This is a genomic window from Thauera sp. AutoDN2 (assembly GCF_051280715.1).
Lineage (GTDB): Bacteria > Pseudomonadota > Gammaproteobacteria > Burkholderiales > Rhodocyclaceae > Thauera.
The window spans coordinates 167,099-187,753 of the sequence record NZ_JBNCAR010000001.1; the positions used below are offsets into that span (position 1 = coordinate 167,099).

At 67.6% G+C, this 20,655-nt stretch carries 21 protein-coding genes; 14 read left to right on the forward strand and 7 right to left on the reverse strand.

Translation table 11 applies throughout. The features are described from left to right. The first annotated feature begins 73 nt into the window (after positions 1–73). The 4 genes from ACPT9U_RS00730 (at position 74) to ACPT9U_RS00745 (ending at position 3,893) form a co-directional block, all read left to right on the forward strand. Positions 74–1,603, forward strand: a complete 1,530-nt coding sequence (locus tag ACPT9U_RS00730) for a CHAD domain-containing protein (RefSeq protein ID WP_435749556.1) — start codon at positions 74–76, stop codon at positions 1,601–1,603. Positions 1,604–1,671: 68 nt separating this feature from the next. Beyond that, positions 1,672–2,124, forward strand: coding sequence for a SixA phosphatase family protein (locus tag ACPT9U_RS00735; RefSeq protein WP_435749557.1), 453 nt, complete (start codon positions 1,672–1,674; stop codon positions 2,122–2,124). A 198-nt stretch (positions 2,125–2,322) separates the two neighbouring features. Continuing rightward, the gene (locus ACPT9U_RS00740) at positions 2,323–2,895 is read left to right on the forward strand and encodes a DUF2062 domain-containing protein (RefSeq protein WP_435749558.1); all 573 of its coding nucleotides are present in this window, start codon (positions 2,323–2,325) and stop codon (positions 2,893–2,895) included. Between the two features lie 50 nt (positions 2,896–2,945). Beyond that, positions 2,946–3,893 (forward strand): hypothetical protein, encoded by a 948-nt coding sequence (locus ACPT9U_RS00745; RefSeq protein ID WP_418363543.1) that lies wholly within the window; start codon positions 2,946–2,948, stop codon positions 3,891–3,893. Positions 3,894–3,980: 87 nt separating this feature from the next. Here ACPT9U_RS00745 and mnmA read toward each other — a convergent pair whose 3' ends face one another. From mnmA to ACPT9U_RS00760, 3 genes are all read right to left on the reverse strand, one after another. Beyond that, entirely contained in the window at positions 3,981–5,078 is a 1,098-nt protein-coding gene (mnmA, locus tag ACPT9U_RS00750) for a tRNA 2-thiouridine(34) synthase MnmA (RefSeq protein WP_418363777.1), read from the reverse strand. A gap of 16 nt (positions 5,079–5,094) precedes the next feature. After that, complete coding sequence (locus tag ACPT9U_RS00755) at positions 5,095–5,676, reverse strand: hypothetical protein (RefSeq protein WP_435749559.1); 582 nt, start codon at positions 5,674–5,676, stop codon at positions 5,095–5,097. Between the two features lie 74 nt (positions 5,677–5,750). Next, positions 5,751–6,212: an NUDIX hydrolase gene (locus ACPT9U_RS00760; protein WP_435749560.1), complete on the reverse strand. Its 462-nt coding sequence runs from the start codon at positions 6,210–6,212 to the stop codon at positions 5,751–5,753. A 217-nt stretch (positions 6,213–6,429) separates the two neighbouring features. Between ACPT9U_RS00760 and ACPT9U_RS00765 the strand changes: the two genes are divergently transcribed. The 3 genes from ACPT9U_RS00765 (at position 6,430) to ACPT9U_RS00775 (ending at position 8,104) form a co-directional block, all read left to right on the forward strand. Continuing rightward, positions 6,430–7,350 carry a branched-chain amino acid transaminase gene (locus ACPT9U_RS00765; RefSeq protein ID WP_418363546.1) on the forward strand — a complete coding sequence of 307 codons (921 nt, stop codon included), beginning with the start codon at positions 6,430–6,432 and terminating at the stop codon, positions 7,348–7,350. A 24-nt stretch (positions 7,351–7,374) separates the two neighbouring features. Next, the gene (locus ACPT9U_RS00770) at positions 7,375–7,575 is read left to right on the forward strand and encodes a zinc-finger domain-containing protein (RefSeq protein WP_418363547.1); all 201 of its coding nucleotides are present in this window, start codon (positions 7,375–7,377) and stop codon (positions 7,573–7,575) included. A 91-nt stretch (positions 7,576–7,666) separates the two neighbouring features. Next, on the forward strand, positions 7,667–8,104 hold the full coding sequence (locus tag ACPT9U_RS00775) for a YybH family protein (RefSeq protein WP_418363548.1): 438 nt from the start codon (positions 7,667–7,669) through the stop codon (positions 8,102–8,104). An 84-nt stretch (positions 8,105–8,188) separates the two neighbouring features. Here the strand turns inward: ACPT9U_RS00775 and rfbC are convergent, their stop codons facing one another. Both rfbC and rfbA read right to left on the reverse strand, forming a co-directional pair. Then, positions 8,189–8,737, reverse strand: a complete 549-nt coding sequence (rfbC, locus tag ACPT9U_RS00780) for a dTDP-4-dehydrorhamnose 3,5-epimerase (RefSeq protein ID WP_435749561.1) — start codon at positions 8,735–8,737, stop codon at positions 8,189–8,191. Continuing rightward, positions 8,737–9,621, reverse strand: coding sequence for a glucose-1-phosphate thymidylyltransferase RfbA (gene rfbA, locus ACPT9U_RS00785; RefSeq protein WP_435749562.1), 885 nt, complete (start codon positions 9,619–9,621; stop codon positions 8,737–8,739). The genes rfbC and rfbA overlap by 1 nt, the downstream gene beginning before the upstream one ends. A gap of 215 nt (positions 9,622–9,836) precedes the next feature. Here rfbA and ACPT9U_RS00790 point away from each other — a divergent pair, with 215 nt between their 5' ends. Continuing rightward, positions 9,837–11,234: a phosphomannomutase/phosphoglucomutase gene (locus tag ACPT9U_RS00790; RefSeq protein ID WP_435749563.1), complete on the forward strand. Its 1,398-nt coding sequence runs from the start codon at positions 9,837–9,839 to the stop codon at positions 11,232–11,234. A 173-nt stretch (positions 11,235–11,407) separates the two neighbouring features. Here the strand turns inward: ACPT9U_RS00790 and ACPT9U_RS00795 are convergent, their stop codons facing one another. Beyond that, positions 11,408–13,633, reverse strand: coding sequence for a 3'-5' exonuclease (locus ACPT9U_RS00795; protein ID WP_435749564.1), 2,226 nt, complete (start codon positions 13,631–13,633; stop codon positions 11,408–11,410). Positions 13,634–13,971: 338 nt separating this feature from the next. On the opposite strand from ACPT9U_RS00795, the gene ACPT9U_RS00800 reads away from it, so the two are divergent. From ACPT9U_RS00800 to ACPT9U_RS00820, 5 genes are all read left to right on the forward strand, one after another. Further along, entirely contained in the window at positions 13,972–14,298 is a 327-nt protein-coding gene (locus tag ACPT9U_RS00800) for a hypothetical protein (protein ID WP_418363778.1), read from the forward strand. Between the two features lie 222 nt (positions 14,299–14,520). Continuing rightward, on the forward strand, positions 14,521–16,317 hold the full coding sequence (locus tag ACPT9U_RS00805; protein WP_435749565.1) for an asparagine synthetase B family protein: 1,797 nt from the start codon (positions 14,521–14,523) through the stop codon (positions 16,315–16,317). Between the two features lie 121 nt (positions 16,318–16,438). Next, a complete protein-coding gene (locus ACPT9U_RS00810) occupies positions 16,439–16,759 on the forward strand; it encodes a metal-sulfur cluster assembly factor (protein WP_435749566.1) in 321 nt (106 codons plus the stop codon). Then, a complete protein-coding gene (locus ACPT9U_RS00815) occupies positions 16,756–17,865 on the forward strand; it encodes a hypothetical protein (RefSeq protein ID WP_435749567.1) in 1,110 nt (369 codons plus the stop codon). Before ACPT9U_RS00810 ends, ACPT9U_RS00815 begins: the two co-directional genes overlap by 4 nt. A gap of 40 nt (positions 17,866–17,905) precedes the next feature. Further along, positions 17,906–19,147: a pyridoxal-dependent decarboxylase, exosortase A system-associated gene (locus tag ACPT9U_RS00820; RefSeq protein WP_435749568.1), complete on the forward strand. Its 1,242-nt coding sequence runs from the start codon at positions 17,906–17,908 to the stop codon at positions 19,145–19,147. On the opposite strand, the gene ACPT9U_RS00825 is transcribed toward ACPT9U_RS00820, so the two are convergent. Beyond that, positions 19,073–19,312, reverse strand: a complete 240-nt coding sequence (locus ACPT9U_RS00825; protein WP_435749569.1) for a hypothetical protein — start codon at positions 19,310–19,312, stop codon at positions 19,073–19,075. The two genes, ACPT9U_RS00820 and ACPT9U_RS00825, sit on opposite strands and share 75 nt — an antisense overlap. Positions 19,313–19,535: 223 nt before the next feature. Here ACPT9U_RS00825 and ACPT9U_RS00830 point away from each other — a divergent pair, with 223 nt between their 5' ends. Continuing rightward, positions 19,536–20,651 (forward strand): VanZ family protein, encoded by a 1,116-nt coding sequence (locus tag ACPT9U_RS00830; protein ID WP_435749570.1) that lies wholly within the window; start codon positions 19,536–19,538, stop codon positions 20,649–20,651. Positions 20,652–20,655 lie beyond the last annotated feature (4 nt).

The window sequence follows — 20,655 nt, forward strand, 5'->3', positions numbered from 1 at the left end:
AGCATGACGCACCACAACGGGGCGTCTAGAATTCAGGCGCCCTTTCTTCCGACGCCCCCACGGGGCGATCACCATGAGCCACGAGATCGAACTCAAGCTTGCCCTGCCCCACCGCGCACTGCCCGCACTCCGGCGCCATCCGCTGGTGAGCGCCGCGCAGAAGCTTGGCAACGCGGTGACGCTGGACAACACCTATTTCGACACCCCCGCGCTGCAACTCAAGGCACGCAAGGTGGCGCTGCGCATCCGCCGCCAGGGACGTCGCCAGTTACAGACGGTCAAGTGTGCCGCGGTGTCCAGTGGCGGCCTGTCCCAGCGCCCGGAGTGGGAGCAGGACTACACCGGCGCGTTCGATTTCGGCGCGATCGACCAGCCCGAAGCGGCACAGTTGCTCGCGCGCCACCACGACGCGCTGGTGCCCGTGTTCACCACGCGTTTCCGGCGTGAAACGCGCGTGTACAGCCCGCGCGAAGACCTGCGCATCCTGATGATGATCGACACCGGCGAGGTGAGCCTGCACACACCCGACGGCGTCGAGCGCAGCGCCCCCATCTGCGAGCTCGAACTCGAGCTCGAAGCCGGGCAGCCGCTGGACCTGATCGAACTCGCCGAAACCCTCGCCAGCGACCTGCCGCTGATGCCTGCGGACCTCTCCAAGGCAGAGCGCGGCTACCGGCTGTTCCTCGGCACGCCGTCCACTGCAGTGCGTGCCGAGCCGTCCGCGATCGACGCCACGCAGAACGCGGTCGATGCCTTCCGCACCCTCGCCTTCTCCTGCGTCCGTCAATGGCAGGCCAACGCTGCCGGTGCGCTCGAGCACACGGACCCGGACAGCATCGCAGCCGATTTCATCCACCAGCTGCGCGTATCGCAGCGCCGCCTGCGCGCCCTGCTCAAGCTCTTCGCGCCGGCGCTGCCGGCCACCTTCGTCGCAGACTGGAGCGTGCGCCTGCGCGAGAACGCCAACCGCTTCGGCGACGCCCGCGACCTCGATGTGTTCCACGCCGAACTGTTCGCCCCGGTCGCCCCCGAGGGCCTGGCCGACGAGGCCTCCTTCTCGGCCCTGGCCAGCACCGTCCGCCGCGCCCGTGAGGAAGCGCGCGCACACGCCTGTCACAACCTCGATATGGCCACCCAGGGCCGCCTGCTGCTCGGACTCACAGCCGACCTCCACCGCCTCACCATCGACAGCCTGATCCAGGCGGCCGACCTGCGCACCTTTGCGCGTCTGCGCCTGGACCGGCTGCGCAAGCGCACGCGACGGCTCGCAGCGGCGGCCGAGACCCTCGAGCCGACCCGTCTCCACGCGCTGCGCATCGGATTCAAGCAACTGCGCTACGCGGTGGAGTTCTTCGCCCCGCTGTTCCCCGCACGGGCGGTGCGGCGCTATCTGGAAGCGGTCGTGGTCGTCCAGGACACACTCGGCTTCCTGCAGGACGTCGACGCTGCGCAGCAGCGGCTCGCCGCCTGGGTGGCGGCAGACGCGCGCCTCGCTCCGGCAGCCGCATTCGTGCTGGGCTGGCACGCCGCGCGGTATGCACGCCTGCGGCGGCGTGCGCTGCGCGAGAGCACACCGCTGCTGTCGGGCAGGAAACCCTGGTAGGCTTCCCCGTCATCAAGCTGCAACAGCCACAGACGAAGATGTCGGCCTTTTCAACCCGGAAGCACGACATGGACCTCCTGCTCTGGCGCCACGCCGAAGCCTTCGACGGTACGCCCGATCACACGCGCGAGCTCACGCCCCGCGGCCACAAGCAGGCGCGGCGCATTGCCCAATGGCTGGACGAGCACCGCCCGAAGCAGCTCAAGGTCCTCGCCAGCCCCACGGTGCGCACCCGGCAGACAGCCGCCGCATTCACCGACAGCTTCCAGATCGTCGCCTCGCTCGGGCCGGATGGCAACGTGCCCGACCTGCTCGCCGCCACCGGCTGGCCAGACGCCAGCAGCGCAGCGCTCGTGGTCGGCCACCAGCCCGCGCTCGGCCGCCTGGCGGCCCTGCTGCTCTCCGGCCACGAGGCGGACTGGACGATCAAGAAGGGCGCGCTGTGGTGGTTCACCAACCGCGTCCGCGAGGGCGAATCCCAGACCGTGCTGCGCGCAGTGATCCCGAGCGACCTCGCCTGACCCGCCTGCTTGCCCTCGGCACGGCGGGGCAGGGAAAACCCCGCTGCAGGCGTGTGAATTTCTCACGGCGGGAACGGTCACATCGACGGATAATCAGCACCTTGCAGCCGCCTGCGACCGTTTCGTGCGGCCACGCGGCGCTACGCTTGTGCTTTGCGGCGCAATGCGTAAGATGCCGACTTCTGCCCGGACCGGAACATGCTCGAACGCCTTCTGCCCACTCGTGAAACGATCACGCAAAGCCGGCTCCTTCGCTGGCTGGGGCCGCGCGTTCACGATCCGCTGCTGTGGCATGTGAATCGGCGTTCGGTCGCGCGTGGGGTGGCCATGGGGGTGTTCTTCGGGCTCATGATCCCGATCGCCCAGATCCCGGCCGCCGCGGTCGCCTCGTTGTTGCTGCGTGGTAATCTGCTCATCGCTGCGGCATCGACCCTGGTCAGCAATCCGCTGACCTACGGCCCGATCTACTACTTCGCCTATCGACTGGGTGCGGGCATCATCGGTACGCGCACCCCGCCCGACCTTACCCCGGAAGATGTTGAACGCCCCCTGCGCATGATCGACTCGCTGAACCAGGCGTGGACGTGGGTCACCGGCATCGGCCAGCCACTGCTCGTGGGCATGGTCATCATGGCGGCCACGGGCGCCATTCTCAGTTACTGGGGCACGCAACTCTTCTGGCGCATCCGGGTGAGCGCAAAGTGGCGCAAGCACCGGCGCGCACGCCAGATCCGCGCCGCCGCCCGGCAGGGCGCTATTGGAGGCGCCTGAACAGCGGCGTATCCTTCGCCCTCTCCCACACGCTCAGGCATCGCACCGCTATGGAAGAGCTCATCCCCGACGGCACCGTCAAGATCATCGACGGTGTTCGGCGCATTCATTACGACGGCTACTGGCTCAAGGTCTACGAGCCGCCGGCGGACTCCCTCGACGCCAAGAAGAAGCTCATCCAGGCGCTGACGCGCCGCCTGTTCAACCACGTCGAGCACGGCATCAACATTCCCGGCAGACGCCTGGACGACGCGCGCCAGTCCTACGCGTCGGAGCAGGACCCCGAGCGCAAGCGCGTCAAGGGCGCGATGTACGCCGGCGCGCTGTTCAACCGCGCCACCGACATCTTCACCAAACTGGTCGAACTGCAGGAACTCGGCGTCGAGATCGCCACCGACAACCCGCTGATGCGCGAGTGCGGGCGCTGCCTGCAGGAGGCCCTCACCCTCGGTCGCCTGGTGCTGCACCGCAGCGGCGAGGAAGGCATCGACGAGTTGTGGGGCGAGCCCTTCCGCGCCTTCTCGATCCCGGTCGAAGCCTTCTACGAGAGCCGCTACATCAAGATCGCCCAGGCGCTGCGCGAGATCGACCGCATCGGCGCGATCATGGCGACCACATTTTCCGCGGCGCCGCTGTTCGACAACCTCGCCCCGCTGGTGTACGAATTCACCCGCATCGCCAAGATCAAATGCGAGACATTGCGCACCGACCCCGACATCTTCGACGTGTGGGCCGACTTCGTCGTCGCCTCGGAACATCTGGGCGCGGTCTCTGCGATGCTGTCGCCAGCAGCCAGCGAGCATGAACGTCAGCTTGCCGCGGACGGCCTGCGTCTGATCCTGCACGGACGCAACCTGGTGACCGACATCACCCGGGCGCGTGTCACCATGCCCAAGAGTGCGCGCGAATACATTGCACGCTGCGAAACCTACGCCGCGCGCCTGCAGGCGCTGGCACATCCGCCGCTGGCCGTGGCCGGCGGGCCACTGCCCGCCTGAGATTCACCCCGTCCTGCGACATGCGCACGGGGGATGCCGCGCTGGCCCGGGGCCAGCGCGGTCGCTCGAACGACCTGGCCCCGCGCCTCAGACGATGATGCCGCCGCCCAGGCAGACCTTGGACTCATACACCACCACGCTCTGACCCGGCGTCACCGCCCACTGTGGCTGGGCGAATGCGATCTCGGCACGCCCTTCGGCGATGCGGTCGATCTCGCACGCCTGGTCCGGTGTGCGGTAGCGTGGTTTGGCCGTGTAGACCCAGTTGGTGTGCGGGTCGCGGCCAGCGATCCAGTTCAGGTCGGTGGCCACCAGGCGGTCCTTGAGCAGCGCCGGGTGGTCGTGGCCCTGCACCACGTAGAGCAGGTTGGCCTTCACGTCCTTGCCTGCGACATACCAGGCGTCGTGCTCGCCGGCCTCGTCCTGGTTGCCCTTGAGGCCGCCGATCATGAGCCCCTTGCGCTGGCCGATGGTGTGGTACATCAGGCCCTGGTGCTCCCCCAGGACGCGGCCGTCGTCGAGTGCGCGGATCTCGCCCGGCTGCGCCGGCAGATAGCGCATCAGAAACTCGCGGAATGGGCGCTCGCCGATGAAGCAAATGCCGGTCGAGTCCTTCTTGGCAGCGACGTGCAGCCCGGCCTGCTCGGCGCGCCGCCGCACCTCGCGCTTGTACAGCGTGCCAAGCGGAAACATCGTCTTCGCCAATTGCTCCTGGGTCAGGCGGTAGAGGAAATAGCTCTGGTCCTTGGTGCCGTCCTCGGCCTTGAGCAGTTGGTATTCGGTGCGGCCATCGTTGGTCCATTCGCGCACCTGGGCGTAGTGCCCGGTGGCGATGCGCTCGGCGCCCATCTTCATGGCGTGATCGAGGAAGCAGCGGAACTTGATCTCGGAATTGCACAGCACATCCGGATTGGGCGTGCGGCCAGCCTCGTATTCGCACAGGAAGTCGGCGAACACGCGGTCCTTGTACTCGGCGCTGAAGTTGACCACCTCGAGGTCGATACCGATGACGTCGCACACCGAAGCCACATCGACCAGGTCCTGCCGCGTCGAGCAGTACTCGGAATCGTCGTCATCCTCCCAGTTCTTCATGAACAGGCCCGTCACCTGGTAGCCCTGCTGCTTGAGCAGCAGTGCCGTCACCGACGAATCGACCCCGCCGGACATGCCGACGACCACCTTCATGCCATTTCCGTCCTGCTTACTGGACATTCGGTCCACCTCCATTGAGCCATTCCGCGAGCGGCAGCACCACCGCCGGCTCGCCATTGTCGCCGAACCAGCTGTCGACGACATACGCGTTGGCGGGCGGCACGCCATCCGCACCGCCCGGATTCGGGCCGGCTTTCTCCACCGACCGCTCCTCGATCACTGCGCTGAAATGCTGGAAGATGAAGCGCGTACGCCGCGCCGGCTCCGCCACGCGGTGGAAGCGCAGCCAGCCTCTCGCCTCCAGCAGCTTCAGCAGGCGCGTGGTGGAGGTCGCATGGTCGATGCAGTCCATGCGCCCCTCCACACCGCCATCCAGGTAATTCCCCGCCCGGTCCGCGGCGACCGGGCTCTGCGTCGCAGCGATCCGGTACAGCATGCCGATCTCCCCTGCGAGGCGGGCGCGCTCTTCCTCAGCGTTCGCGGCCTGTCCCAGCCGCGCACCCAGGCGCAGCAGCCGGGCGCGGTGAAACCGCACCTCAGCTTCGCGACTGCAGCCGTAGTTGTAGCAGATGCTCACCTGAGCGTGCTCCCCAGCCCGCACGCTCACTGCCCCTTCCACCCCTTCTTCCATAGCTCCCGCCCCCTCCGGCCAGGCCGCGGCCGCGCATGCCGGCACAAGGACAAGCAGCAATGCCGCGACGCGCATCAGGCCGACGCGCAGTGATGCACCAGTGACACCGGATAGCGCTGCCCGGCACGCCAGTCCTCGATGCACTGCAGGATCAGCGGACTGCGATGCCGGTCCGCGGTCGCGCGCACCTCGTCCAGCGTCATCCACACTGCACGCACAATCCCCTCGTCGAGCGCGCGGCCGTCCTCCACCCCTTCGACCCGCCCACCGTAGGCGAAACGCAGGTAGGTGATATCGCCCTGCGGCCGGGTCCACTGGTAGACCCCGACCAGATACTCCGGGACGAAGCGGTGCGCGGTTTCCTCCAGCGCCTCGCGTACTGCAGCATCGAGCAGCGACTCCCCCTCCTCGAGGTGACCGGCGGGCTGATTGAAGCGCAGGCCCTCTGGGGTTTCCTCCTCGACGAGCAGGAAACGGCCATCACGCTCGATCACCGCCGCGACGGTGACGTTGGGTTTCCAGGGTCGTTCCTTCACGTTCGGCTCCAGCCACGACAAGCGCCGCATTCTACCGCGGGGCGCGCACGACGCATGCGCGAGCAGGCGCCGCAGAACGCGCCAGGCAACGAGCGGGCGCACGCGGCACGCGTCGCAGGCGGCGCTTTACGCTAGAATTTGCGGGTTCTGCGACGGCCTCACCCTCCGGCGCGACCGACACCATCCAGCGAACCTATTTCAGGCGGAGATCTTCATCATGTCCATGGCTGACCGCGACGGCTTCATCTGGCAGGACGGCAAGCTCGTCCCGTGGCGCGAGGCGACCACGCACGTCCTCACCCACTCGCTGCACTACGGCCTCGCCGTATTCGAGGGCGTCCGGGCCTACAACACCGTCAGCGGCACCGCGATCTTCCGCCTGGCCGAGCACACCCAGCGCCTGATCAACTCCGGCAAGATCTACATGATGGACATCCCCTACTCCAAGGATGAACTCATGGAGGCACAGAAGGAGGTCGTGCGCGCGAACAAGCTCGAGTCGTGCTATCTGCGCCCGATCGCCTTCTACGGCTCGGAAAAGATGGGCATCTCCACCGTCGGCGCCACCGTGCATGTGGCGATCGCCGCCTGGCCCTGGGGCGCCTACCTGGGCGAGGAAGGCCTGCAGAAGGGCATCCGCGTAAAGACCTCGTCCTACACCCGGCACCACGTCAATTCGACGATGCCGCGCGCCAAGCTGGCTGCAACCTATCCGAACTCGATCCTCGCCAACCTCGAAGTCACCCGCATGGGCTACGACGAGGCGCTGCTGCTCGACAACCAGGGCTTCGTCGCCGAAGGCGCGGGCGAGAACCTCTTCATCATCAAGGACGGCCGCATCTACGAGCCCGAGATCGCCTCGGCGCTGACCGGCATCACGCGCGACTCGATCCATGCCATCGCACGCGAACTCGGCTATGAGGTCGGCACCAAGCGCCTCACGCGTGACGACATCTACCTCGCCGACGAAGCCTTCTTCACCGGCACCGCCGCCGAGGTCACGCCGATCCGCGAACTCGACGACCGCAAGATCGGCGAAGGCAAGCGCGGTCCGATCACCGAGAAGATCCAGTCGCGCTTCTTCGACGTCGTCAATGGCCGTGCGCCCGAGTACGCGCACTGGCTCGCCCACGTCTGATCTCCACGCACCGAGGATTGCGACATGGCTGAAACCGCCAACAAGCCCCACGCCATCATGGTCACGGCCAAGGACCTGCCGCTGCACTGCCCGCCCCCGGGCGCGCCGCTGTGGGCCCGCCACCCGCGCGTGTTCCTGGACGTCCTGAAGACCGGTGAGGTCGTCTGCCCATACTGCAGCGCCCAGTACGTCTTCAACGGCGAGCGCCCCAAGGGCCACCACTGAACCCGGCGGCTCGGCCGCGGTCTGTCCTGCACACGGGGGCTTCGGCCCCCGTGCCTTTTCATCGCCCCCAGAACATCGTCGACAAAACTCCATGCCTGCAGAGAGCACAGCCCACTTCACCACGCCACTCGAAGCCGAGGCCGCGTTCTACCGCGCGCTGGCCGAAGGCAACCTCGACGCGCTGATGGCAGTGTGGTCGGAAGAGGAAGAGGTCGTCTGCGTCCACCCCGGTGGCCCGCGCATCGTCGGCCTGGCCGCCGTGCACGAAACCTGGCGGCGCATCCTTGCCGGCGGCACGCGCATCGAGATCGAGGTGAGCCATGCCGTGGGCAGCGCGAGCGCGACCATGGCCATGCATTGCGTCATCGAGCGCCTGACCGTACCGGGGCAGGGCAGCCGCAACGCCTCACTCGCGGCCACGAACGTTTTCGTGCGCGGCGCCCATGGCTGGCGCATGGTGCTGCACCACGCCTCGCCGGTGCAGGAACAGTCCGACTTCGGCGACCTTTCGCCCAGAGTGGTGCACTGACGACGGCCAGCGCGGCTCGAAGCGGGCGTTCAGTGCGCGCCCATCGCGGAGTCAGCCCTCGCTCAGCGGTCTCCCAGCCCTCGCTCAGCCTTCATACACCTCAGCTGCAGCCAGGCTCTGGCCCAACCGGTCCTTCGCCGACAACAGCGGCGCCCCCTCCAGCGGCCAGTCGATACCGATCTGCACGTCGTCCCAGGCGATGCAGCGCTCGTGCTCGGGGGCGTAGTAGTCGGTCGTCTTGTAGAGGAAGTCGGCCGACTCGCTCAGCACCAGGAACCCGTGCGCGAAGCCGGGCGGGATCCACAGCTGGCGGTGATCGTCCTCGCTCAGCTCGACCCCCGCCCAGCGCCCGAAGCGCGGCGAGTTGCGGCGCAGGTCGACCGCCACATCGAACACCCGGCCGCGCACCACGCGCACCAGCTTGCCCTGTGGCTGCTGCAACTGGTAATGCAGGCCGCGCAGCACACCGCGCGCCGAGCGCGAATGGTTGTCCTGCACGAAATCAAGGTCGAGCCCGGTCAACTCGCGGAAGCTGCGCGCGTTCCAGCTTTCGAGGAAGAAGCCGCGCGCATCCCCGAACACCTTCGGCTCGAACAGAAGCACCTCGGGCAACACGGTCGGTGTCGCCTTCATCAGAACACCCGATCTTCGAGCAGCCGCAGCAGATACTGGCCGTAGCCGCTCTTGGCCAGCGGCTGAGCGAGCGCGCCCAACTGCACCGCATCGATCCACCCTGCCCGCCAGGCGATCTCTTCCGGGCAGGCAATCTTCAGCCCTTGCCGTTTCTCGATGGTCTGGATGAACATTCCGGCCTCGAGCAGGCTCTCGTGCGTGCCGGTATCCAGCCAGGCATGGCCACGGCCCATCACCTGCACATCGAGCTCGCCGCGCTCCAGATAGATGCGGTTGAGGTCAGTGATCTCCAATTCACCGCGCGTGCTCGGAGCCAGATTGCGCGCAAACCCGGGCGCCTGCCCGTCGTAGAAATAGAGTCCGGTCACGGCGTAACGGCTCTTGGGGCGGGCCGGCTTCTCCTCCAGGCTGATCGCGCGCCCTTCGGCGGAGAACTCCACCACGCCATAGCGCTCGGGATCGTGCACCGGATAAGCGAATACCGTCGCCCCTTCGGTACGCACGGACGCCGCCCGCAGTTCGGAAGCGAAGTCGTGGCCGTAGAAGAGGTTGTCGCCCAGCACCAGCGCTGACGGCGACCCGTCCAGAAAGGGCTCGCCGATGACCAGCGCCTGGGCAAGTCCGTCCGGGCTGGGCTGCACCGCATACTGCAGCTTCAGCCCCCATTGGCTGCCATCCCCCAAAAGCTGCTCGAAGCGCGGCGTGTCCTGCGGCGTGGAGATCAGCAGGATTTCACGGATCCCCGCCAGCATCAGCGTGGCGAGCGGGTAATACACCATTGGTTTGTCGTAGACCGGCAGCAACTGCTTCGAAACCGCCAGCGTGGCCGGATGCAGCCGGGTGCCGGAACCCCCGGCGAGAATGATGCCCTTGCGTGTCGTCATCGGAAGAGGTCTTTCAAGAGAATGAAGTGCGTATGCCGCTGCGCGAACAGCCGGACCGCAATTGTAGACGCTGCGCATGCGCGCCGCCGCAATGCGGCATAGAATTCGCCCCGCGTCCGCCAGTCCCTTCCTGCAGGGACAGGACCGCCGGAGCCGCCAGTCCCGAATCTCGCCCGACCTCCCCAACCACAGCACCCATTACGCCCCGTCCCATCATGCGCTACGCCCTGCCCGCCCCCGAAATCTTCAAGGCCTACGACATCCGCGGCATCGTCGACACCGTCCTGACCCCCGACGCCGTGCGCGCAATCGGGCACGCCCTCGGCTCGGAGGCCGCCGCGCGTGGTCAGAAGGCGATCGCGGTCGGCCGCGACGGACGGCTCTCCGGTCCGGCACTGTCTGGCGCGCTCGGCGAGGGCATCCGCGCGGCGGGCATCGACGTCATCGACATCGGCTGCGTGCCCACGCCGCTCACCTACTTCGCCGCCTACCAACTCGGTTGCGACTCCTGCGTATCGGTCACCGGCAGCCACAACCCGCCCGACTACAACGGGCTGAAGATGGTGCTCGGCGGCCAGACCCTGTTCGGCGAGCTGATCCAGTCCCTGCGCCGGCGCATCGCCGAGGACGATCTGACCCACGGCGCGGGTGCCCTGCACACGGCCGATGTACGTGCGGCCTATCTGGAACGCATCGTCGGCGACGTGAAGCTCGCACGGCCGATGAAGATCGTCGTCGACTGCGGTAACGGGGTCGCGGGCGGCATCGCGCCCGAGCTCTTCCGCCGCCTGGGGTGCGAGGTCATCGAGCTGTTCTGCGAGGTGGACGGCAGCTTCCCCAACCACCACCCCGACCCCTCCAAGCCGGAGAACCTGCAGGACGTGATCCGCGCCCTGCGCGAAACGGACGCCGAACTGGGGCTGGCCTTCGACGGCGACGGCGACCGCCTCGGTGTGGTGACCAAGGACGGCGAGATCATCTTCCCCGACCGCCAGCTCATGCTGTTCGCCGAAGACGTGCTCTCCCGCGTGCCCGGCGGCGAGATCATCTACGACGTCAAATGCACGCGCAACCTCGGCCCCTGGATCCGCGCGCGCGGCGGCAAGCCAACCATGTGGAACACCGGGCACGCGCTGGTCAAGGCCAAGCTCAAGGAGACCGGCGCGCCGCTCGCGGGCGAGATGAGCGGCCACATGTTCTTCAAGGAGCGCTGGTTCGGCTTCGACGACGGCCTTTACTCCGGTGCGCGCCTGCTCGAGATCCTGTCCGCCCGCCCGGACGCCAACGCCGCGCTGAAGGCACTGCCCGACGCGGTGAGCACGCCGGAACTCAACCTCAAGATGAAGGAAGGCGAGCCCTTCGAGCTCGTCCGCCGCCTGCAGCAGGCCGCGCTGGCTGCACCCTCGTGCTTTGCCGCCGCAGATGAAGTCATCACCCTCGACGGCGTGCGGGTGGAGTTCGCGCACGGGTTCGGCCTGGCGCGTGCATCCAACACCACACCGGTGGTGGTGCTGCGCTTCGAAGCCGACAACGCCGCGGCACTGGCGGAGATCCAGGCCGAATTCCGGCGTGCGATCGAGGCGGCCTGGCCGGGGCTGACACTGCCGTTCTGATCCGTATCGGGGGGGCGTATCCGGAGCGCCCCTCGCAACGAGACAACTCACAGCCACGCAACTCGCGCCGCCCCACTCGCAGCCCCCACTCGCGGGCCCCACTCGCGGGCCCGCCCCGCACGCAGGCGCGGCCCTGCGGCGGAACGCCCCCAAAAAAGGCCCAGCCTCCGGCTTCAGACCGGGTCGAGCTTCGCCACCCCCAGCAGCAACCACTTCACCCCGGCCGGCCCGAAGTTGATCTGCACCTTGGCGTCGCTGCCGCTGCCCTCGGCAGCGACAATCACCCCCTGGCCGAATTTCGCGTGGCTGACCGCCTGCCCGATGCGCAAGCCATTGGGCAGGGTCGCGAAGTTCGGCCGCGGCGCGCGCTGCACCTGTGCAGGCGCTGAAGGCTTGAAGTAGCCTCCGCCCATGCCCCCCATCGCCCCGCCCGCGGCCGAACGCGGGTTCGGCGGCGTCAGCCACTTGACCAACGCCACCGGAATCTCTTCCAGGAAGCGCGAGCGCAGGTTGTAGCGCGTCTGGCCGTGCAGCATGCGGCTCTGCGCGAAGGAGAGGTACAGCCGCTCACGCGCCCGCGTCACGGCCACGTACATCAGCCGGCGCTCCTCCTCCAGCCCGTCGGTTTCGAGAATGCTGTTCTCGTGCGGGAACAGCCCCTCCTCCAGCCCGGAGAGGAACACCACGTTGAACTCCAGGCCCTTGGCCGAGTGCACCGTCATCAACTGCACCGCATCCGCGCCCTGGTCGGCCTGGTGGTCGCCCGCTTCTAGCGAGGCATGGGCGAGAAAGTCCGCCAGCAGCGCATGCGGCTGGGCGGGCGCCTCGCCACCTGACGTTGCCTGGGCCTGCGACTCGGCGAGGAAGTTCGCCGCGGCGTTGATCAGCTCATCCAGGTTCTCCAGCCGCTCGCGGCCTTCCTTGTCGGCCTTGTAGTGCGCACGCAGGCCGCTGAGGTCGAGCACATGGTCGACCAGCTCGGGCAGCGGCAGGCCGGACGTGTCGCGGCGCAGGTCCTCGATCAGGCGCACGAACTGCGCCAGCGAGGTGCCGGGCTTGCCGCTGAGGTGCGGGACTGTGGCGTACAGGCTCGTGTTCCAGGTACGCGCCGCATCCGTGAGCACCTCGAGCGAGCGCGCACCGATGCCGCGTGTGGGGAAATTCACCACACGCGCGAAGGAGGTGTCGTCGTCCGGGTTGGCAATCAGGCGCAGGTAGGCGAGCGCGTGCTTGATCTCCTGGCGCTCGAAGAAGCGCAGGCCGCCATATACGCGGTAGGGAATGCCGGCCGAGAACAACTGATGCTCGAGCACTCGGGACTGCGCGTTCGAGCGATAGAGCAGCGCGATCTCGCTCCGTAGCGCGCCGTCGCGCACCAGCGACTGGATCTCCTCAACGATCCAGCGCGCTTCGTCTCCGTCCGAGTAGGCCTCGAACACACGGATCGGCTCGCCCGCGCCCTGGTCGGTCCACAGGTTCTTGCCCAAGCGATTGCTGTTGTGGCGGATGATCGCGTTGGCGGCGTCCAGGATGTTGCTGTGCGAGCGGTAGTTCTGCTCCAGCCGGATCACGTTCTGCACCCGGAACTCACGCTCGAAGTCGCGCATGTTGCCGACCTCTGCGCCGCGGAAACGGTAAATGCTCTGGTCGTCGTCGCCGACGCAGAACATCGCCGCGCCGCCCTCGCGCCCCTCATCGGCGAAGAGCTTCAGCCAACGATATTGCAGGCGGTTGGTGTCCTGGAACTCATCGACCAGGATGTGGCGGAAGCGGCGCTGGTAGTGGCGGCGCAGCGGTTCGTTGCGCTCGAGCAGCTCGTAGCTGCGTAGCAGCAACTCCGCAAAATCCACAACAGACTCGCGCTGGCACTGTGTTTCATACTCCTGAAACAGTTGTACGCGCTGGCGGGTGTAGTCGTCCCAGGCCTCCACCGCATGCGGCCGGTTGCCGGCTTCCTTCTGGCCGTTGATGAAGTGCTGCAGTTCGCGCGGCGGGAACTTCTCGTCATCGACGTTGAGCGTCTTCAGCAGACGCTTGATGGCGGCGAGCTGGTCGCCCGAGTCGAGAATCTGGAACAGTTGCGGCAGCCCGGCGTCGCGGTGGTGCGCACGCAGCAAGCGGTTGGCGAGGCCATGGAAGGTGCCGATCCACATGCCGCGGGTGCTCACCGGCAGCATCGTGGACAGGCGGGCAAGCATTTCCTTGGCTGCTTTGTTCGTGAATGTAACGCCAAGGAGACCAGCCGGATCGACCTGGCCGGACTGGATCAGCCAGGCGATGCGGGTGGTGAGCACCCGCGTCTTGCCCGAGCCGGCACCGGCGAGGATCAAGGCGTGCTGCGGCGGAAGCGTGACCGCCTGCAGTTGTTCGGTGTTGAGATTGGCGAGCAGCGTGGACATCGGGATTCCTTCTTCGACCCCGCATTGTATCGGCGCAGCGGCCCGGGGCCGAACCCATCCCGGGGCGCGCAAGGACGCGCACAACTGTTGCATCGCAACAACAGTGCGCTTGCGGTACGCCCAGAACGGGCTAAATTTGGATTGTGCAACGCACAAAAAGAGTTTGCGATTGCGGTAAACCGTCACGGACAACCCGCTCTTTTTTGTGCAGAATCAAGTGAAATTTCTGCCGCGCTCGCTACATTGCAGCACAGCATCAAAGCATGAACGAAGCACCCTCTGCCCAGAAAGCCGATGGTGCGATGACGGTGCCCTACCCGGCCCGAATGGAGAACACGATGAAGACGCCGAAACTGCTCCCCTGGTATGCCCGCAAGGCGGGTGTTTCACTCGAACGCGCCGAAGCCCTGTGGCGCAAAGCCGTGCGCGAAGCCACGGCCGAGACCGGCTGGGTCGGCAACGCCGAATACTGGGGTGCGGCCATGGACCATTTCGTCCGTCTGCTCGAAGAAGAGCGCAACACCCTGTGCGCGCCGCGCGTGCTGCCCTATGTGCGCAGCCAGAACCGCATGATGCGTCTGCCCCTGCTCGCCATGGAAGACCTGTTCTCGGCCTTCCACGCAAACTGGCAGCGCCAGATCCGCGCCACCCGCCGCGTCGCCTGATTCATCGCGCTGCGCCGCAGCGTGAGCACCTGTTGATTGTCTCCCTCCCTCCTTCAATGGAGATTCGGCACTCCGCACGCGGAGTGCCATTTTTTTGTCCAGCCCGAACGCACACCCTGCACCCACGGTGCGACACGCGTCACTGACAATTCGCGCAGCATGGGGCATCATCCCCGCCGACGATGCAGAATCAGCCCGGCAAGGCGGGCCATGGAGAGACTCGTGCGTGAACGTTTCAGTGGTGTTCTCGGTACACCGGAAGCCGCAACATTCCTTCCCGGGCACATGGCACGGCTGCAGTTCCCCGCTGGCGCCCTGGCCTACCCGCCCGCTGCCAGCATCTACCAGGAAAGCGGACGGGTGTGCCTCGCGCTCGGCCGGCCGCGCTTCCACGACGAAGCGCTGCAGCAGACCAACACCCGCCAGGGCGCCGCTGCCGCCTGGGCGCAGGCCTTCGCCCGCTTCGGCGACGAGGCCGTTCGACAGGCCGCCGGCCGGTTCTGCGTGGTGATGGTCGCCAGTGATGGCCGCGAGGCGGTGCTCGCCACCGACCGCTTCGGCACCTGGCCGATCTGCTACGCCACGCACGACGGCCGCCTGCACTTCTCCGACCGTGCCGACTCGGTACCGGGCATCGATCGCAAGCTCGCGCCGCAGGCGGTGTTCGAGTATCTGTTCTTCCACATGATCCCGGCGCCGACAACGGTTTTCGACGGCATCGCGCGCCTGCCCCACGGCCACCTCATCCAATGGCAGGACGGCAAGGCCGAGCTGCGCCGCTGGTGGAACCCGCAGTTCGACGAGCACGGTTCGCCCGACCTCGAGCAGTCCAAGGCGCGTTTCCTGCAGATCATCGAGGACGGCGTGCGGCGCGAGGCCGAAGGTGCCAGCGTGGGCTGCTTCCTGTCCGGCGGCACCGACAGCTCCACCGTCACCGGCATGCTGTGCAAGGTGCTCGGCCAGCCCGCGCGCGCCTACTCGATCGGCTTCGACGCCAGCGGCTACGACGAAATGGAATACGCCCGCCTCGCCGCCAAGCGCTTCGGCGCCGACCACCGCGAGTACTACGTCACCCCCGACGACCTGGTCGACGGCATTCCCAAGGTCGCGACCCACTACGATCAGCCCTTCGGCAACTCCTCGGCACTGCCCGGCTGGATCTGCGCCACCCGCGCACGCGAGGACGGCGTCGAGCGCATCCTCGCCGGCGACGGTGGCGACGAGCTCTTCGGCGGCAACAGCCGCTACGCCAAGCAGCGCGTGTTCGGCTGGTACGACGGCGTGCCCGGCCTGCTGCGCCGCGGCCTGCTCGAGCCCGCACTGGCGCTGCCCGGCATGGACCGCATCCCCGTCGCGAAGAAAGGCATGAGCTACGTGGAGCAGGCGCGCGTACCCATGCCCGACCGTATCCACATGTACAACATGCTGGTGCGCCTGGGCATGGAGAACGTGTTCGAGCCCGACTTCCTCGCCCGCGTCGACACCGGCCGCCCAAATATCGAGCAACGTGAGGTGTGGCGTGCGACCAATGCGCGCGCACACATCAACCTGATGCTCAACTACGACTGGAAGTACACCCTCGCCGACAACGACCTGCCCAAGGTCATCGGCACCACCCAGCTCGCCGGGGTGGAGGTGGCCTTTCCGCTGCTGTCGGACGAGCTCACCGACTTCTCCACCACGCTGCCGCCCGAATGGAAGCTCAAGCGCCTGACGCTGCGCTGGTTCTTCAAGGAAGCGCTACGCGGCTTCCTACCCGACGAGATCATCGCCAAGAAGAAGCACGGTTTCGGCCTGCCCTTCGGCGTGTGGGCCTGCCAGCACGCCGGCCTCAAGGCACTCGCCACCGACGCGCTCGGCAGCTTCCGCAAGCGCGGCATCGTCCGCCCCGCCTTCATCGACGATCTGCTCGCCATCCATCTGCCCGCTCACCCCGGCTATTACGGCGAAATGGTCTGGATCCTCACCATGATGGAGCTCTGGATGCGCGAGCACGTCGATGGGGCCGGCATCGACTGATCCGCAAACCGCTCACGACCGCGCCAACGGATCGGGTCGTAGGATCGCGCCGAAGGATGGCGCCGAATTGAACGGCGCGCCGTCCTCGCCCACAATGGCGGCTGACGACAAGGAGCCTCTCGTGAGCACCGCGCACACCCCCGACGCCGAAGCGATCCGCAGCGCCCTGCGCCTGGTCATGGATCCGGAGGTCGGCCTGAACATCGTCGACCTCGGCCTCATCTACAAGATCGAGTGCGAGCCCGGCAAGGTTTACATCGAAATGACGATGACCTCGCCCGCCTGCCCGCTCGCCGACATGATCCTCGACGACGTCGATAGCGTGCTCGACCCGATGCTGCCGCCGGAGATCGACATCCGCGTCGAACTCGTCTGGGACCCGCCCTGGACACCGGAGCGCATGGCCCCCGAAGCCCGCGACCACTTCGGCTGGAATCGATGAACACCCTGCCGCCGCTCGCGCGCGTGCCGCTGCTGGTGCTCGGGCTCGCCTCGCTCGTCACCGGCGTGCTGGCCGGGCTTGCCCGGCTCGGTGTCGTGGTGCCCGATTTCGGCGCCATGCAGGCGGGCAACCACGCCGCCCTGATGATCGGCGCCTTCTTCGGCGCGGTGATCTGCCTCGAGCGCGCGGTCGCGCTCGGCGGGCTGTGGCCCTATCTGGGGCCTGCGCTCTCCGGCGGCGCCGGCGTGCTGCTGCTGGCCGGCGGGCCACTCGTGGTCGCGCAGTGCCTGCTGGTGCTCGGCTCGGGCGTGCTCGTGGCCGGCGGCATCATGGTCACCCAGCGCCAGACGGCGCTGTTCACGGTGATGCTCGCGGTGGGCGCGGCCTGCTGGCTGGCGGGCAACCTGGCCTGGATCGCTACCGGCAACGTGCACGCAGCAGTGCCGCTCTGGCTCGCCTTTCTGGTGCTCACCATTGCCGGCGAGCGGCTCGAGCTCACCCGCTTCCTGCCGGTGCGCCCGGCCGCGCCGCCCAGCTTCCTGCTCGTCACCGCAGTGATCCTCGGCGGCGCGATCTTCGCCGCCTTCGACGACGCGCTCGGGCTCCGGGTGTTCTCGGCCGGCATGCTCGCGATGGCGGTCTGGCTGCTGGTGTTCGACATCGCCCGTCACACGGCCGCGCAGCAGGGGCTCACCCGCTTCATCGGCATCTGCCTGCTCACCGGCTACGTGTGGCTGGGCGCGGGGGCGCTCACGGGCCTGGCCGGCGGCTTCAGCCCGTCCAGCCCGCTGCACGACGTCGCGATGCACGCGCTCGCGCTCGGCTTCGTCTTCGCCATGGTGTTCGGCCACGCGGCCATCATCTTCCCGGCCGTGCTCAAGGTGAAGATTCCCTACCACCCCTTCTTCTATGTGCCACTCGCGCTGCTGCATCTGTCGCTCGCGCTGCGCGTGTTCGGCGGTCTCACCGAGAACCTCGTCCTGCGCCAGTGGGGTGCGCTCGCCAACGCCGCGACGCTCCTCGTCTTCATCGCCACCATGATCGCCAGCGTCCTGCGCGGTGCGCGCCAGCCCAAGGGCCGAAGCGGGCGCAGGCGAACTGCATAGCCGCTACAATCCCGGCCAAGCCCAACCACCCGAGCTCGCCATGACCGAGACCCGCCAGCCCCCCGCCCACACCCCGATGTCGCAATTCCGCAGCGAAGACGGCGAGCTGCTCGTCAACGGCCAACCCATCGGCCGCATCGCCGCGCGCCTGGGACGCACGCCGTTTTACGTGTACGACCGCAGCCTGCTGGACGCGCGCGTGGCGCAGCTGCGCGCGGCGCTGCCCCGGGCGATCAAGCTGCATTATGCGATGAAGGCCAACCCCATGCCGGCGCTGGTGTGCCACATGGCGCGCCGGGTCGATGGTATCGACGTGGCCTCGGCGGGTGAGCTGCTGGTGGCGCTGGACGCGGGTGCCGACCCGCGGGAGATCAGCTTCGCCGGCCCGGGCAAGACCGAAGCCGAGCTGCACCAGGCCGTCGCCGCCGGCATCCTGATCAACGTCGAGTCCTTCCGCGAGTTGCCCGTACTGGCGGCCGCCCAAGCGGCGCTGGGCCTGCCCGCGCGCGTGGCGGTGCGCGTCAATCCGGATTTCGAGCTCAAGTCCTCGGGCATGAAGATGGGCGGCGGGCCCAAGCAGTTCGGGGTGGATGCCGAGCAGGTGCCCGAACTGCTCGCCGAGATCGGCCGCGCAGGGCTGGCCTTCGAGGGCTTCCATCTCTTCGCGGGCTCGCAGAACCTCAAGCCCGACGCCATCATCGAGGCCCAGCAAAAGAGCTTCGCGCTCGCCTGCCGGCTGGCGGAGCATGCGCCCTCGCCGGTCCGCTTCCTCAACCTCGGCGGCGGCTTCGGCATTCCCTACTTCCCGGGCGAACAGCCGCTCGACCTGACCCCGATCGGCGCCAATCTCGCGGACCTCGTCGAGCAGGCGAAGACGGCGCTGCCGCAAGCCGAAATCGTCATCGAACTGGGGCGCTACTTCGTTGGCGAAGCGGGCCTGTACGTCGCCAGGGTGCTGGACAGGAAAGTGTCGCGCGGCCTCACCTACCTGGTCACCGACGGCGGCCTGCACCACCACCTGTCGGCCTCGGGCAACTTTGGCCAGGTCATCCGCAAGAACTACCCGGCGGCCATCGCCAACCGCATGGACGCCAGCGAGATGGAGACCGTGTCGGTGGTCGGCCCGCTGTGCACGCCGCTCGACCTTCTCGCAGACCGCATGAGCCTGCCTGCGGCCGAGCCTGGCGATCTGGTGGCCATCTATCAGTCAGGCGCCTATGGCGCCACCGCCAGCCCGCAGCGTTTCCTGGGACATCCGGCGGTCATTGAGGCGCTGGTGTGACACGCCCTGCTTGAATGGCATCAGCACGCGACACACCACCTCGAACGGCGCCCCCGCCGCCTCCATGGTCTGCGCCGCGCGCGACACCGACATGAAGCCGCGACGGACCGAGTCGAGGCACAACTCGATCAGCCGCCGCAGCTTCAGGCGCGTACGTTGCTCCATTTCCAGCCCCCTTCCAGAAAGTAGGTGCTCGACCTGGCGCCTCAGGCACCGGTCGGGCATTCTTGCTCGCGCAAGCAAGATTCATTCTCAGCTGCAAAGCCAAACGCTGCGAAGAATGCCGAATCAAGCACTTGTGAGCGGCCCGCCTGGCTGACACGCCCCGACAGACGCCCCGTACTCGCCCGTATGTAAAGAAAGTCGACACGCTCGAACCGGACATCCCATGCGCTTCCTCCTTCTCCTCGTCCTCGCCCTGATCGCCTACGGGTCGCTCTACCCGTTCGATTTCGTCATGCGCCCGGACGCCATGGCAGAGGTCGTGGCGCTGTTTGCCGCGCCTTCCCTGCAGATGCAGCGCGGAGATCTCGTCGGCAACCTGCTGCTCTTCGTGCCCTACGGCTTCCTCGTCGCGCTCGCGGCCAGGTCGGACCGGCGACCTGGGCCGGCGTATCTGCTCCATGCGGCCGCAGGCATGCTGGTCGCGGTAGGCGTTCAGATCGTGCAGATCTGGCTGCCGAGTCGCGTCCCCGCGCTGGGCGACGCCGTCATCAACGCGGGCGGCATGGCGCTCGGCTTCGTTCTCGGCCAGCTTGCGCTGCGCCTGCGCCCCTCGCTTGCTGACGCACGCCACGTGGCGGCGCTCGTGCCGCTGGGGCTCATGCTGGCATGGCTGGCTTACCAGTGGTTTCCACTCGTCCCGACGCTCGACTGGCAGAACGTCAAGAACGCGCTCAAGCCGCTCCTGCTCACCCCCCGGCTCGATCCGGTGCGGAGCCTGAGCACTGCCGTCGCCTGGGCCGCCTTCTTCAAGCTGTGGGACCTGCTCGCCGCCGGGCGGCGCTCCGCGCTGCTGCAGGCGCTCACCGGCATTGCGATCCTGTGCGCCAAGGTGCTCATCCTCGGCGCCGGCATCTCCGCCAGCAACGTCATCGGCCTCGGGCTGGCGCTCGTCGCGCTGCCCTGGCTGCACCACGCAAGAGCCCTGCCCGCGCTGGTCGTCGCGATTCTGCTCAGTGTGTTCCTCGCCGGCCTGCAGCCCTTCACCCCGAGCGGCACACCGGGCAGTTTCGCGTGGGTGCCCTTCACCGGCATGCTCGAAGGCAGCATGGCCACCAATCTCGCCAATCTGCTGGAGAAGACCTTCCTCTACGGCGCGGCAATCCTGTTCATGCAGCGCCACGGCGCGCGCGCCCTGCCTGCCGCCATCGCCGTCGCGCTATGCCTGGCGACGATCGAAGCCGCACAGCTCTTTCTGCCCGGACGCACCGCAGAATCCACCGACCCGATGCTCGCGCTCCTGCTCGGTGTCGTGATGGCGCAGTTGTCGCGGCGGCGCTGAACGC